The 13,666-nt window shown below is 65.8% G+C and carries 12 protein-coding genes; 10 read left to right on the plus strand and 2 right to left on the minus strand.

Annotated features, from left to right (window positions below; all coding sequences use genetic code 11):
- Window positions 1–28: 28 nt before the first annotated feature.
- From A7G45_RS06435 to A7G45_RS06450, 4 genes are read left to right on the plus strand one after another with little or no spacing between them, the layout of a single operon-like run.
- A complete protein-coding gene (locus A7G45_RS06435) occupies window positions 29–1,378 on the plus strand; it encodes a flavin monoamine oxidase family protein (protein WP_260935069.1) in 1,350 nt (449 codons plus the stop codon).
- Between the two features lie 2 nt (window positions 1,379–1,380).
- Window positions 1,381–2,706 carry a flavin monoamine oxidase family protein gene (locus A7G45_RS06440; RefSeq protein ID WP_260935072.1) on the plus strand — a complete coding sequence of 442 codons (1,326 nt, stop codon included), beginning with the start codon at window positions 1,381–1,383 and terminating at the stop codon, window positions 2,704–2,706.
- Window positions 2,707–2,738: 32 nt separating this feature from the next.
- Window positions 2,739–3,488, plus strand: coding sequence for an SDR family oxidoreductase (locus tag A7G45_RS06445; protein ID WP_260935075.1), 750 nt, complete (start codon window positions 2,739–2,741; stop codon window positions 3,486–3,488).
- A 22-nt stretch (window positions 3,489–3,510) separates the two neighbouring features.
- The gene (locus A7G45_RS06450) at window positions 3,511–4,422 is read left to right on the plus strand and encodes an AraC family transcriptional regulator (protein WP_260935077.1); all 912 of its coding nucleotides are present in this window, start codon (window positions 3,511–3,513) and stop codon (window positions 4,420–4,422) included.
- A 387-nt stretch (window positions 4,423–4,809) separates the two neighbouring features.
- Here A7G45_RS06450 and A7G45_RS06455 read toward each other — a convergent pair whose 3' ends face one another.
- Window positions 4,810–5,448 carry a TetR/AcrR family transcriptional regulator gene (locus tag A7G45_RS06455; RefSeq protein WP_071288633.1) on the minus strand — a complete coding sequence of 213 codons (639 nt, stop codon included), beginning with the start codon at window positions 5,446–5,448 and terminating at the stop codon, window positions 4,810–4,812.
- Window positions 5,449–5,629: 181 nt separating this feature from the next.
- Here A7G45_RS06455 and A7G45_RS06460 point away from each other — a divergent pair, with 181 nt between their 5' ends.
- The 5 genes from A7G45_RS06460 (at window position 5,630) to A7G45_RS06480 (ending at window position 11,792) form a co-directional block, all read left to right on the plus strand.
- Window positions 5,630–6,280 carry a hypothetical protein gene (locus tag A7G45_RS06460; protein ID WP_236737376.1) on the plus strand — a complete coding sequence of 217 codons (651 nt, stop codon included), beginning with the start codon at window positions 5,630–5,632 and terminating at the stop codon, window positions 6,278–6,280.
- Between the two features lie 57 nt (window positions 6,281–6,337).
- Entirely contained in the window at window positions 6,338–8,146 is a 1,809-nt protein-coding gene (locus A7G45_RS06465) for a peroxidase family protein (protein ID WP_071288631.1), read from the plus strand.
- A gap of 4 nt (window positions 8,147–8,150) precedes the next feature.
- Window positions 8,151–9,461 (plus strand): cytochrome P450, encoded by a 1,311-nt coding sequence (locus A7G45_RS06470; protein ID WP_260935084.1) that lies wholly within the window; start codon window positions 8,151–8,153, stop codon window positions 9,459–9,461.
- A 47-nt stretch (window positions 9,462–9,508) separates the two neighbouring features.
- Complete coding sequence (locus A7G45_RS06475) at window positions 9,509–11,428, plus strand: acyl-CoA dehydrogenase family protein (protein ID WP_260935086.1); 1,920 nt, start codon at window positions 9,509–9,511, stop codon at window positions 11,426–11,428.
- A 97-nt stretch (window positions 11,429–11,525) separates the two neighbouring features.
- The gene (locus tag A7G45_RS06480; RefSeq protein WP_071288628.1) at window positions 11,526–11,792 is read left to right on the plus strand and encodes a hypothetical protein; all 267 of its coding nucleotides are present in this window, start codon (window positions 11,526–11,528) and stop codon (window positions 11,790–11,792) included.
- 115 nt (window positions 11,793–11,907) lie between these two features.
- On the opposite strand, the gene A7G45_RS06485 is transcribed toward A7G45_RS06480, so the two are convergent.
- Window positions 11,908–12,429 (minus strand): DUF302 domain-containing protein, encoded by a 522-nt coding sequence (locus A7G45_RS06485; RefSeq protein WP_071288627.1) that lies wholly within the window; start codon window positions 12,427–12,429, stop codon window positions 11,908–11,910.
- A gap of 182 nt (window positions 12,430–12,611) precedes the next feature.
- Between A7G45_RS06485 and A7G45_RS06490 the strand changes: the two genes are divergently transcribed.
- A complete protein-coding gene (locus A7G45_RS06490; protein ID WP_071288626.1) occupies window positions 12,612–13,628 on the plus strand; it encodes a glycoside hydrolase family 6 protein in 1,017 nt (338 codons plus the stop codon).
- Window positions 13,629–13,666: the final 38 nt, after the last annotated feature.

Genomic DNA, 13,666 nt, shown 5'->3' on the forward strand with positions numbered 1-13,666 from the left:
GGAACTGGGCAAGCGTCAGGAGAACTCCATGGATCGTGTCGACGTCGTCATTGTGGGAGCCGGACTGGCCGGGCTCAGTGCGGCCCGCAAGCTGACTCAGGCGGGCAAGACCGTCGTTGTGCTCGAGGCACGCGACCGCGTGGCCGGCCGCAATCTTGGCGGCATGCTCAGCAATGGAGTGCCGGTGGAGATGGGCGGACAGTGGGTCGGGCCTACGCAGGACGCGGTGCTCGCGCTCATCGACGAACTCGGGCTGGAGACGTTCGCTTCCTACGACCAGGGGGACGCGATCACCGTGTACGAGGGACAGAACCACCGCTACGCCGACGCGACGTTCGGACTGCCGCCGGAAACCCTGGCGGAAGTCGGACGGTTGTGGCTGGAGATCGAGCAGCTGGCCCAAACCGTCGACACCCACTCGCCATGGACCGCCGCCGGCGCGACCGACCTGGACCGTCAGACGCTCGATCAATGGCTGATCGACCACACCACCGATGCCGTGGCACTGCGGTTCTTCCGACTTGTGGTCCCGGCCTTGTTCTCCGCCGAGTCACCTGAACTGTCGCTCCTGCACTTCCTGTTCTACGTCAAATCCGGCACCAGCCTTGCGGTGCTCATCTCCACCACCGGCGGCGCGCAGGAGTCCCGCGTGGTGGGCGGCACCCATCAGATCTCCGAGCGCATGGCCGCTGAGCTCGGAGATGCGTTGTGGCTCAACACCTTCGTCAGCACCATCGCCCAGGATGCGTCCGGAGTCATCGTCACCTTCGACGGTGGGCAGATTTCGGCGGACCGAGTGGTGGTCGCCGTACCGCAGACGCTGGCCGGGCGGCTGCGCTACAGCCCGCCGCTGCCGGCGGCACGGGATGCACTCACCCAGCAGTTCCCCGCGGGCTCGGTCATCAAATTCAACATCGGATATCCGACGCCGTTCTGGCGCGAGGCCGGCCTCTCCGGCTTCGTCATGAGTCTCGATGACGAGTTCAACGTCGTGCTCGACAACTCACCCGACGACGGATCCTGCGGCGTCCTGGTCGGCTTCCTCGAAGGCGCACACGCCCGGCGGGCTGCCGAGCTCACCGCAGCGGAACGGCGGGACATCGTCATCCGAAATCTGGTGAAGTACTTCGGACCGCAGGCGGCTGAACCGTTCGACGTGCTCGAACAAGATTGGACCGCAGAGGAATTCACGCGTGGATGTTACGGCGGCCGGCTAGGGGCGGGCGTGTGGACGCAGTACGGCAAGGCGGTGGCGGCGCCTGTCGGTCGCATTCACTGGGCGGGTGCCGAGACCTCCGACGTCTGGAATGGCTACATGGACGGCGCGATTCGTTCCGGCTACCGCGCCGCTGACGCCATCCTGGCTGAAAGGGCCTGACCATGAGCGAATCTCAGCAGACCACGGTGGCGATTGTCGGCGCCGGCATGTCCGGCCTGATCGCTGCGCGCGACCTGCGCCGGCAGGGTATCGAGGTGCTGGTGCTCGAAGCTGCGGATCGGGTCGGTGGGCGGACGCTGGCCGAAACATCGGCTCTCGGTTCGCGACTCGACCTAGGCGGCCAGTGGATCGGCCACGGCCATCACCGGTTCGAACAACTCGCGGACGAGCTCGGTGCGGCCCGCTTCCAGATGCACACGCCGAAGACCCCCGCGATCTTCGACGGCGCACAGACCGTCTCGCCGACCTCGTCACCGATGCTCGCGGCCAATGCGGCGCTGGTTGGTGCCGAACTGCTCAGCAGGATTCCATTGGCGGGCCGGTGGAATACCGCGACCGTGCAGTCGTGGCTGCGCAAGATTCCATCTGACCGCGCGCGTCGACTGCTCGGTGTCCTGGTGGAGATCACGTCGTGCACAGGCCCTGAGCAACTCTCGGTGCGGGCGTTTCTCGAACTGATCCGCTATCAGGGTGGACTGCAGACCATGATGAAATCCCGAGGTGGAGCTCAGGATTCACTTGTGACAGAGGGTGCGGGGACCCTCGCCGAGCGGCTCGCCGCCGAACTCGGTGCGCGCGTACGGACGGGCTGCCGTGTCACAGCGATCCGTCAGACCGCCGACGGGGCAGTGCTCGACACCAGTGCCGGCGGAGTGGAGGCGCAGAGAGTCATCGTCTCGGTGCCGCCGCCGATGACGAAGCACATCGCCTTCGAACCACCACTGCCGGCCGAGCGGATCGCCTTGCAGCGCAACACCGTCATGGGGACGGTCTACAAGGCGATCGCGGTGTATGACACCCCGTTCTGGCGGACACGTGGCGATGCGGAATGCGTACTGCTGGGACAGCCCAACGTCGCTGTCTTCGACACCTCACCACCCGACGGACCCGGACATCTCTGCCTGTTGGTCGGCGGTCCGGCCGCCCGTGCCCTCGACGACCTCGATACCGACGGCCGACGTGCGCTACTGCTGCGTCAGCTGGCTCGCCATCTCGGTGACGACGTGGAGAAACCGGCAAGCTGGCACGAAAAGTCCTGGCACCAAGATGTATTCGCCGGAGGTGGCTACACGGCTCTGCCGGTTCCGGGTACCAGCGAGGGGTTCTACCCCGTGGCCTCCGCACCGACGGGGCGCATTCACTGGGCGGGCACAGAGACGGCCGCCGAACACGCCGGCTACATCGAGGGCGCCATCGAGGCCGGCAACCGTGCCGCCCGCGAAGTCGCCAAGACGATCACGCATGAATCTCAGACGAAAGCGCATTGATCGTCGCGCTTAGCGTGTCTAGGTTTTGACCTATGAAGACAGTGTTGATCACGGGTTGTTCGTCGGGCTACGGGCTGGAGATCGCGCGCCACTTCCACGCGCAGGGCTGGAACGTCGTCGCGACCATGAGAACCCCACGGCCCGAACTGTTGCCGGACTCGAACCGTATCCGGGTGCTGGCCCTCGACGTGACGGACTCGCAGAGCATCGCCGATGCCATCGCGGCGGCCGGCCCGATCGATGTGCTGGTGAACAACGCCGGCGTCGGGGTGGTAGGCGCGTTCGAGGCCACGCCGATGGCGACGACTCGGGAGGTGTTCGAAACCAACACCTTTGGTGTCATTGCGATGACGCAGGCGGTTGTTCCGCAGTTCCGCGAGCGGCGGTCGGGTGTCATCGTGAATGTGACCTCCAGTACGACGCTGGCCCCGATGCCGCTCGCCGCGGTTTACACCGCGAGCAAGGCGGCCATCGAGGGGTTCACCGGATCGTTGGCACTGGAGCTCGAATTCTTCGGTGTGGCAGCCAAACTCGTCGAACCAGGCTACGGGCCGGGCACCAATTTCACGGCCAACGGAGCCTCCCGGATGGACGGCTTGCTGCCACCGGAGTACCAGGATTTCGCGGCACCGGTCATGGCCGCTTTCGGGGATATCGACGTGTTCACGACGGCGGCCGACGTCGCCGAGGTCGTCTACGCGGCCGCGACCGATACGTCGGGCCAACTCCGGTTCGCGGCGGGCCCGGATGCGCTGGCCCTGGTCGCTGCGCAGGCCCATTGAGTGTCGCGAGTACCGTGTCGAAATGGCAACGGACCCGCTTGATTTCACCATCGCAGTGTTGCAGCCTCGCGCGGTGCGATCGAAGATCGTGGCGGGTGGCGGGCAATGGAGCATCCGCAAGCCGCGGTACGCCGATCCGTCCTTCTCTCTGATCCTCGACGGGACGTGTTGGTTCATCCCGGAGGACGGCGACGCCGTCGAGCTGCGTGCGGGTGATTTTCTGCTCCTGCCGGAGACACCGAGCTTTGTGTTGGCCAGCGACCCGGACCTGGCGCCGACGGACACGCCACTCGACGTCGACGCTGATGCCGTCTACGGCGACGGCGCGGCGACGATGCGGATGCTGGGCGGGTACTTCCAATTCGACCAGGCGAACGCCGCACTCATCGTGCAGCTGTTGCCGGCCGCGATGCTGATTCGCCGGGACGATCCGGGCGCCGCCCGGCTCGGTCGCATGGTGGAACTGATCGCCGAAGAGGCCGGCGAGCGAAACCGGTGCCGGGACCTCATCCTGGAGCGCCTGGTGGAGGTGCTGCTCATCGAGGCATGGCGATTCGAGACCGAACACGGTGCCGTGGAGCGGGGATTGCTTGGGGGACTGGCAGATCCAGCGCTGGCCCGCGTCCTGCGCGCGATACACGCTGACCTGGCCGAGCAATGGACGGTCGAGAAGCTCGCGCGCACCGCGGGGATGTCCCGGGCCGTCTTTGCCGAGCGGTTCTCCCGCACGGTCGGGATGCCGCCCATGCAGTACCTCACGGAGTGGCGGGTCGTGCGTGCCAAAGAACTGATGTTGGGCGGGAAGCCATCGCTGTCTGCCGTGGCAGGACAGGTCGGTTACGGCTCGGCGAGCGCCTTCAGTGCGGCGTTCACGCGGGTGGCGGGGTGTTCGCCGGCCGAGTTCGCTCGGCGGGCAAACCGCGATGGCGGGTAGTGCCGATCTTCATCGAAAAAGCTTCAGAGCCGGTACATTTCGCGCTCCATCGCAGCGTCACCGAGCAACCCGACCAGTGAGGGCGGGTAGTACTCATGTTGTCGTGGTCTTCGTGGGGCCCGGGTCCGGGACCACGAGGCTTCAGCAATGATTCGTGCGATCCAGCCTCGCAGCTGATGTCCGAGAGCTGGGACGTGTGCCTGTGTCATGTCATCGACGCTACGAACACACGCGGCCGCAGGCATCGCGCCGCGGACTGATCTTTGTCTCCGCCTACGGTATGGCTCGGTATTCGATCAGGGACGGATGCCGCCGCCCGCGACTGGCCAGATATCACACGCATCTGCTGAAAAAGCGTGCGCCAATTGGCCGCTCGGCGCTCGGTGCCTAACGCGCGGGGCCGACGAAATCGTCGAGCGCCGACTCGATTTCGTGTGCGAGTCGCTGCGGGGCGTCAGTGTCTCCGGTGATCAGGTCGCGCAGTGCGCGGTGGAAGAGGCCGTCGGCCGTCGCATAGACGATGGCAGGCGTCACGATGACAGAACTACCGGTCAGCCGCGCGTAGGCGGTGACTGCCTTCCAGGTGAGCGCGGCGAGGCTGTCGTCGATCTCGTTGATGCTCAAGGCGAAACGATCGTCGAAGAGCGCTTGGGTGCGCAGGTCGTACCAGAGTCGGTGCATCACGGCCGACTCGCGCAGTGAGTTGCTCAGCGCGGTACTGATCCGGGTCTTGAGCTCCGGGCCGGAACCGCCGTCGATGACGATGGAGCTGTACCGGTCGATGAAGTGGTCCTTGTATTGCCGCACGCAGCACATGACGAGGTCGTCTTTGTCGTCGAAGTAGTAGTGCAGAACGCCGAGCGATATCGCGCAATGCTGGGCGAGCTCGCGCATGCTGGCCCGCGAGAAACCCAGTTCAGCAAGCCCACTGGTGGCCTGGGTGGCCAGCGCCTGACGGCGCGCAGCGAACTTTTGCCCGCGCGGACCCGTCAGTCGTCCAGCGACGCGGCTCGAAGGGGTATCCACAGGGCTCCAGTGGCAGATGAGGTGTCAGTGAACTGGCGGGAAATTCTAAGTCTATTCCTCTGAGCAGGCACTTCTGCACTCGGCGGCAAAGTTTGGACGATCGTCTTGAAATGCCCCCGAAGAGTGGCGCAGACCACTATCATGCTCCGCGGGTGCTCGAAATTCAACGGAAATGGTGCCGATGAGCGAACAAGAAACCGCCGCGAGTTCCGCTGCGGACGACAGGTTGGCGTGGCTGCGGAAATCGGCGGCGGAGGGTCAATCGGGGGCAGTTGACTCGGCATGGAGCTGGATCGTCGAGCTGTCCACGTTGGCCGACAACGATGCGGACGCAGCCGAAGCGCAGCTCAACGACCTTTTTCGGTTGGGGGAACCGCCAGTCGATCTGGACGGCCCGACGGAGGGCATCCTGGTCATGACGACAACGAATCCGGCTCTCGACACCGTGACCCGGGCTGTCACGGCCTTGTGGATGCCGTGGCAAGGCAAACGCTTCGACTCGGACAGCGGTACCGGCGACAACCGGCTGACCCGCAGCACGGGTCTGGTCGGCAAATTGTTGTGGCCGCTGTATTCGATGCGTGACGCTGAATCCGGCAAACTCGCTTTCGATTTCGCCACGTACGTCGAGGCCGGCAAGGACGACCCCGACCGTCAGGTGATGGTCATCGACTACGCCAACGTGGAATCCAACCCGCGCCTGGTGATCCGCAGCATTCGCGACGAGCTGGTGGAGCTGGTACCGGGCATCTACCTCGGCAAGATTTTGTTCAACACCGGCTCCGACCGGTACAGCAAGATTGGATATTTTGCGCTGCGCACGCCTCGCTGACGGACCTCAGATCATCCGACGACCACCGACAAACTTCGAAAGAGAAACGGCGACAACATGATTCCGTCCCAGTGGCACGAATACCCCTCTCTCCTGCTGCAGCTGAACGCGCTGGCGAAGACCCGCGACGAGCTGCGCGAGCACAACCTGTACGAGGCGTACGGCATGCGGCCGTCCGACGACCTGGGCCAGCCCAACGACGAGGTGCGCCGCGCTCGTCAGCCTGACGGCACCTGGAACGATCTCCAAGATCCGCATATGGGCGCCAAGGGCACCGGCTTCGGGCGCAACGTGCCGCTGTCGATGACCGTCACCGACGTCAAGCGACTTCTCAAGCCGGATCCGCGCGTCATCAGCCGCAAGCTCATGGCCCGCGACGACTTCAAGCCCGCCGGCATCATCAACGCCCTCGCCGCCGCATGGCTGCAGTTCGAGAACCACAACTGGTTCTTCCACGGCGACGGTGTGCCCGACAAGACCATCGACATCCCGCTGAGCGCCGACGACCAGTTCCCCGAGAACCCGATGAAGATCCGGTGCACCATCCCGCTGCGCGGCGAGATCGCAGACGGTTGTCCCGCACCGGTTTTCGCCAACGCGGAGACGCACTGGTGGGACGGCTCCCAGGTCTACGGCAGTGGCAAGGAACGCCAATCGGAGGTCCGGACCTTCGTCGACGGCAAGGTCAAGGTCGACCCGAACGGCCGCCTGCCCGAGAGCGACATTCCGGGTATCGACCTGACCGGTATGAAAGAGAACTACTGGGTCGGCACCGGTCTGCTGCACACCATGTTCGCGCGCGAGCACAACGCCGTCTGCGACGCGCTGAAGAAGGCCTACCCGAGCTTCGATGACCAGCGCCTCTTCGAGATCGGCATGCTGGTCGTCTCGGCGCTGATCGCCAAGATCCACACCGTGGAGTGGACGCCGTGCGTGCTGCGCCACCCGGCGCTGCAGATCGGTATGAACGCGAACTGGTATGGGGCACTGGGGGAGACGTTCCAGGAGAAGTTCGGCCGGATCAGCGACAACGAGGCGATCTCGGGCATCATTGGCTCGCCGACCGATCACCATGCGGCGCCGTTCTCGCTGACCGAGGAGTTCGTCTCGGTCTACCGCATGCACCCGCTGATTCCGGACGACTGGAACTTCTTCTCGCTGGAGTCCGGTGAGCACCTGGTGAAGGCGGAATTCACCCAGCTGCAGGGCAGCTACACGCGTGACTTCATGGACAAAATCCAGATGGGCGACATGTGGTACTCGTTCGGCCTGGCCAGCGCCGGTGCCGTGTGCCTGCACAACTACCCGAATGCGCTGCGCAACCTCAAGCGCGTCGACGGTCAGGTCACCGACCTTGCGACCCTCGACATCGTGCGCGACCGCGAGCGAGGTGTGCCGCGCTACAACGACTTCCGTGAAGCACTGCGGATGCCGCGCCGCAAGACCATCGACGACATCACCCCGAACAAGCAGTGGGCGCGGGAGATCAACGAGGTCTACAACGGCGACGTCGACGCCGTCGACCTGCAGATCGGCATGCAGGCCGAGCAGCCGCCGAAGGGATTCGGCTTCTCGGACACCGCTTTCCGCATCTTCATCCTGATGGCGTCACGCCGGCTCAAGAGCGACCGCTTCTTCACCAACGACTTCAAGCCCGAGGTGTACACGCAGGTAGGCTTCGACTGGGTGAACAACAACACGATGAAGGACGTCATGCTGCGGCACTACCCGGAGCTGGATCCGGTGATCGGCGACGTCGAGCGGGTGTTCGCGCCGTGGCCGAAGCTGGGTGCACCGGTGCCGGGGAAGAAGAACCCGGTGGTGCAGCTGGCCGACTCCGTCCGCGCCTACCTGCCCTGGGGCTGACACGATGGCCGAGGATTTCCCGCACGCATCCATCGTCGAAGGTGTTCGGTTCACCGCCCAGATCGGTGTGCCGAATGTCCTTCTGGGACTGTTCAACAAGCGAGAGTTGCCCACGCGCATCGCATCTGGGCTGAGTTCGGACTATCTGGGATACCAGCTGGTCGAAGGCATGGTGCGCAGCTATGGCCCCGGCCCGTTCTACGTCCGGGTCGTCGCCGACGAGGCGCTGCTGGTGCACCACCCTGATGATCTGGAGTTCGTGCTGGGCGGATCGCCCGATCCGTTCGCCTCCGACCCCAAGCCCAAACGGGAGGGCATGGCGGCGTTCCAGCCGGATGCGCTGACCATCTCCCGCGGCCAGCCGTGGGAGGACCGCCGCCGATTCGCCGAAGCAGTCCTGGACACCGGGCACCCGGTGCACCGACTGGCGCAGGCGTTCGTCGAGAAGGTCGCGCAGACGGTGGCGGGCCTCGAGTCCGGGGCGCTGAAGTGGTCGGACTGGAATGCCGCGTTCCAGCGTCTGACCCGGTGTGTGGTCTTCGGTGACAAGGCCGCCGACGACACCCGGCTCACCTCTCAGCTCAGCGAGCTGATGTCGGCGGGCAACGGCATGCCCGGCGAGCCCGCGCCGGGATATCCGGAGTTCCTGTCGCACATCGAGTCCTATCTGCAGAATCCGGAGCCGAACAGCCTGGCTGCGCTCATCGCGGAGACCACCCCGCCCGAGACCGCGAGTCCCGCGAGCCAGGTGATCCACTGGCTGTTCGCGATGGGGGACACCCTGGCAGCCAACGCTTTCCGGGCCCTCGCGGTGCTGTCCACCCACCCCGAGCATCTGCGCGAGGTGCGGGCGGAACTGGAGTCGGCCGACATCGCGTCGGGGCAGGGCATCGCCTCGCTGAAGTACCTCGGCGGATGCCTGCTCGACACCATGCGGCTGTGGCCGACGACGGGGCTGTTCGGCCGCGTCGCGACCCGGGACATCGAATTCCCCAGCGGTGCAGTGCTGCCCGAAGGGAAGCAGGTGCTCATCTACAACGTCTTCAACCACCGGAACCGGGACCGGATCCCGTACGCCGACCGATTCTCGCCGGGTGAGTGGGTCGGTGGGGACGCGGGAAGCGACTGGTCGTACAACTTCCTGAGTCACGGCCCGCAGGGCTGCCCGGGCGCCGGCCTGTCGGTGTTCCTCGGGCAGGCCTTCCTGGCGCACGTGTTGAAGGGGACCACTCCGGTGCTGCGCGGGGCTACGCTGAATCCGCAGAAGTCACTGCCGCACAGTATCGATCTGTACGGCATCAGCATCGAACGCTAGATGGACCATTCGGTCGTCAACGCGACCGTGCCACGGAGGGGACCCTTGTGACGACGACCGCCGAACATCTCCGCTACGCCCTCGACGGGCGTTGGCGCGAGGTGAAAGACCGTATTCGGCAAGAGCTTTCCGTAGACCTGTTCAAGCCGCACTACACCCCGGACACCGCGGTGGCCCGAGCCAAGGTCACCGAACAGATGAAGTACATGGCGTCGCGCGGCGCCGCCGAGGATGCCTTCGCCAAGGGCCACGGCGGCAACGGCGATGCGGGCGCCACCATCGCCCGCATCGAGATGCTCGCCATGAGCGACCTGTCGCTGATGGTCAAGGCCGGGGTGCAGTGGGGCCTGTTCGGCGGCGCGATCGACAATCTGGGCACGGAACGCCATCACGAGGCGTACGTGCGCAAGGCCATCGATCTGGATCTGGTCGGCTGTTTCGGCATGACGGAGACCGGGCACGGCAGTGACGTGCAGTCCCTGGAGACCACCGCCACGTACGATCCGGCCACCGGGGAATTCGTCATCGATTCCCCGACCCCCACCGCACGCAAGGACTACATCGGCGGTGCCGCCGAATCAGCCCAGGTGTCAGCGGTTTTCGCGCAGCTGATCACCGGCGGCGAGAGCCAGGGCGTGCATTGCTTCATGGTGCCGCTGCGCGACGAGTACGGCAACGACCTGCCCGGTATCCGGACCTCGGACTGTCACTACAAGGGCGGACTGCCCGGAGTCGACAACGGCCGCATCCAGTTCGATCATGTGCGGATCCCGCGGGAGAACCTGCTCAACCGCTACGGCGACGTCGCCGAGGACGGGACGTACACCTCGCCAATCGACAATCCGAACCGGCGGTTCTTCACCATGCTCGGCACGTTGATCCGCGGCCGGGTGACGGTGGGCGGAAGCGCCGCGGCCGCCGCCCGCGTCGCACTGGACATCGCCACCCGGTATGCGTTGCAGCGCAGGCAGTTCGAGGCGCCGAAGACCGACGACGAAGTCCTCATCATGGACTACCTCGTGCACCAGCGTCGACTGCTGCCGTTGATCGCCAAGTCGTACGCGCTGCAGTTCGCCCAGAACGAGTTGGTCTCGGACCTGCACGATCTGAGTGCGGTCGCCGAACCCGACGGCGAGGTACAGCGCGAACTGGAGGCACGGGCCGCGGGACTCAAGGCGGCCGCGACGTGGCATGCCACCCACGCCATCCAGGAGTGCCGCGAAGCCTGCGGCGGCGCAGGGTATCTGGCGGAGAACCGGCTCATCGCGCTCAAGGCCGATACCGACGTCTTCACCACCTTCGAAGGTGACAACCACGTCTTGACCCAGTTGGTGGCCAAACACCTGCTCACCGAGTACGCCGACGACATCAAGGGCATGAGCCCGTTCGAGTGGGTGAAGTTCGCCACCAGCACGGCCCGCGAGCGCGTGCGCCGGAGCACCGGCACCGAGACCATCCTGCAGAACCTGCTCGACACCCGGCAGGACAACGAGGAAGAGGGCAGCCTCTTCAACCGCGGCACGCAGGCGAAGATGTTCGAGGACCGGGCCGACTACCTGCTGTCGACGGTCGCCCGCCGCCTGCAGGCCAACTCCAAGGAGATGAGCGCGTTCGAGGCGTTCAACTCCGTGCAGGACCACGTGCTGCACGCGGCGTCGGCACACATCGACCGCATCGTGTTCGAGTCCTTCGCTGCCGGTATCGACGCGTGTCCTGATCCCGAGGCGCGCAAGATTTTCGAGCTCGTCTGCGATCTGTACGCGCTGTCGGTGATCGAGGAGGACAAGGCCTGGTACATCGAGCACCGCTTCCTGTCCACGGACCGGGCGAAGGCCGTGACCGCCGCGATCAACGACCGCTGCCGCAAGCTGCGGCCCTACGCCGAAGTGCTGGTCGACGGATTCGGGATTCCCGAGCAGTTGCGCTACGCCGAGATGCTGCATCCGGAGCGCATCCCGGACATCTGACGGGCGCAGGGGTCGGCAGGCGCGGCCCCGCGCGGACAGTGACGCGCGGCGGTAGTTTCGTGCACACACAGTCTGCGGACAGCGAAAGGGAACCGCCATGGATCTGAAGAAGAAGGCGACGCTCTTCGCGGCCGCAGGCGTGGCAGTGGGCATCCTGGTCGCCCCGGCCGCACAGGCCGACATCTGCGACCCCTCGGTCACCGTCTGTCAGGGCAGTGAAATCAGTGGTCCGACCTCGGTGCCGGCGGCTTCGCCATCGGTCATCGCGGACAACGACGAGTTCCCGTTCGGCGACGACGAGTGGTACCTCTATCCCGGTGCGGGCGTGATCAACCACTGGGGTGGCGGCGGCGGGCGCCGCTAGGACGAGTGCGGCTGTTCCTCGGCCCTGTTTCGCCGGGCGCCGTCAACTTTCCTTGACGTCAAGGAAAGTTGACGCCTTCAGATCGCGTGTGTTTGGGGGAGAGCCGACGCGGAGTTCATGGTGCATCGCCGGTGCTCGCGATCTTCTTGGCCAGGGCGGCGAGTTTGTCGTCCAACACAAGTGCCGCCGCCAGCAGCGGCGGGTTTTCCTCGACAACCATCAGCGACGACGGCTTGACGTAGGTCAGGGCGCTCCGGTTGTCGGCCTCTTCCGTCAGAAGAACTTCCACGGGAGCGAACAGCCCGGCTGTGAGGTCGTGACGAATCATGGTGATTGCGATGAGCGGATTGCCGAGTATGACGCGGAGGACCTTGCGTTCTACGCCGGCTGCTGGGAGCCAGGACCCGTGGTCGATCAGGTGCATCAACATGAAATCGCTCGGCCCGGCCTGGCGCTGGACGTCTGCCGCGAACGCGTTCCAGTCGCGATCGGCCAACGCCCGGAGATCCGTTATCTGCGCGGGTTCTGTACCGATATCGGCGAGCAAGTCGTCGCGCAGCTCATCGAACGTCTTGTCACTGTCGAACCGCGCCCGGACCCCGCTGAAGGGGAGCTCGTGAGCCTCACTCGTCGTCATACATACACACTGCGACTGATGGAGCCCGGTAGGAAGGCCGAGATGATCCTGGTGTTCGCGGGGCCAGGATGCGGGTCACCTCGCAGGGGAGTCGGCGCGGCAAGTCGCCACATCGATCACTCGCACACCAACTTTGGCCCCCGATTGGCGCTTATTGACCAACTCGAACTATTTTCCTTGAGGTGATCTCCTCAGCTGTTGGCGTTGTTGCCCGCTGGACTGCTCCTTTCCTCGCTGTTGCCGCGGTCGCGAGCGTGGGCCTGTCCCTCGACCCGGCTCCGCGCGCCGACGCCCCGGCGATCCGCCTGGTCGACGGCGGCAACCCGCTGGCCGGCCGGCCCTTCTACGCTGACCCCATCTCGAAGGCCCGGACTGCCGCCGCGCAGGCTGACCCGCCCAGCCCCGAGCTGACCGCCATCGCCAACACGCCGCAGGCCTACTGGCTGGATCAGGCGTTCCCCGCCTCCACGGTCGGCGGCACCGTCGCCGGGCTCACCGGCGCCGCTAACGCCGCGGGCGCCACGCCGGTGCTCGTTCTGTACGCCATCCCGCACCGCGACTGTGGCAGTTACGCAGCAGGCGGCTTCGGATCGGCCGACAGCTACCGGGGCTGGATCGACAGCGTCGCGGCAGGCCTCGGTGGCTCGCCCGCGGCGATCATCGTCGAACCCGACGCGCTCGCCATGGCCGACTGCCTGTCCGCCGGTCAGCGTCAGGAGCGCTACGACCTGATCCGCTACGCCGTCGACACCCTGACCCGCGACCCGGCCGCGGCGGTCTACATCGACGCCGGACACTCGCGCTGGGTGAGCGCCGAGACGATGGCCTCGCGGCTCAACGACGTCGGTGTCGCGAAGGCGCGTGGTTTCAGCCTCAACACGACGAACTACTTCACCACCGGTGAGGAAATCGGCTACGGCGAGGCGATCTCCGGACTGACCAACGGCGCGCACTACGTCATCGACACCTCGCGCAACGGTGCCGGGCCGGCCGAGGGCGACCCGATGTACTGGTGCAACCCCGATGGCCGTGCACTGGGTGCCGCGCCGACCACCGACACCGCGGGCGCGCACGCTGACGCGTACCTGTGGGTCAAGCGGGTCGGAGAGTCCGACGGGTCATGCGGCCGTGGGGAGCCCGGTGCGGGCACCTTCGTGAGGTCGTACGCCATCGACCTGGCTCGCAACGCGGCGCACTGATTACCGCGCGCCGGGACGGAGGTTTCGGCGAAAGGGCG

The sequence above is a fragment of the Mycolicibacterium llatzerense genome (assembly GCF_025331195.1).
In the GTDB taxonomy this organism is placed as follows: Bacteria; Actinomycetota; Actinomycetes; order Mycobacteriales; family Mycobacteriaceae; genus Mycobacterium; species Mycobacterium llatzerense.

Coding starts and splice junctions, on each gene's coding strand:
- A7G45_RS06435 (WP_260935069.1), top strand. CDS start 29: ATGGATCGTGTCGACGTCGTCATTGTGGGAGCCGGACTGGCCGGGCTC.
- A7G45_RS06440 (WP_260935072.1), top strand. CDS start 1,381: ATGAGCGAATCTCAGCAGACCACGGTGGCGATTGTCGGCGCCGGCATG.
- A7G45_RS06445 (WP_260935075.1), top strand. CDS start 2,739: ATGAAGACAGTGTTGATCACGGGTTGTTCGTCGGGCTACGGGCTGGAG.
- A7G45_RS06450 (WP_260935077.1), top strand. CDS start 3,511: ATGGCAACGGACCCGCTTGATTTCACCATCGCAGTGTTGCAGCCTCGC.
- A7G45_RS06460 (WP_236737376.1), top strand. CDS start 5,630: ATGAGCGAACAAGAAACCGCCGCGAGTTCCGCTGCGGACGACAGGTTG.
- A7G45_RS06465 (WP_071288631.1), top strand. CDS start 6,338: ATGATTCCGTCCCAGTGGCACGAATACCCCTCTCTCCTGCTGCAGCTG.
- A7G45_RS06470 (WP_260935084.1), top strand. CDS start 8,151: ATGGCCGAGGATTTCCCGCACGCATCCATCGTCGAAGGTGTTCGGTTC.
- A7G45_RS06480 (WP_071288628.1), top strand. CDS start 11,526: ATGGATCTGAAGAAGAAGGCGACGCTCTTCGCGGCCGCAGGCGTGGCA.
- A7G45_RS06485 (WP_071288627.1), bottom strand. CDS start 12,429: ATGACGACGAGTGAGGCTCACGAGCTCCCCTTCAGCGGGGTCCGGGCG.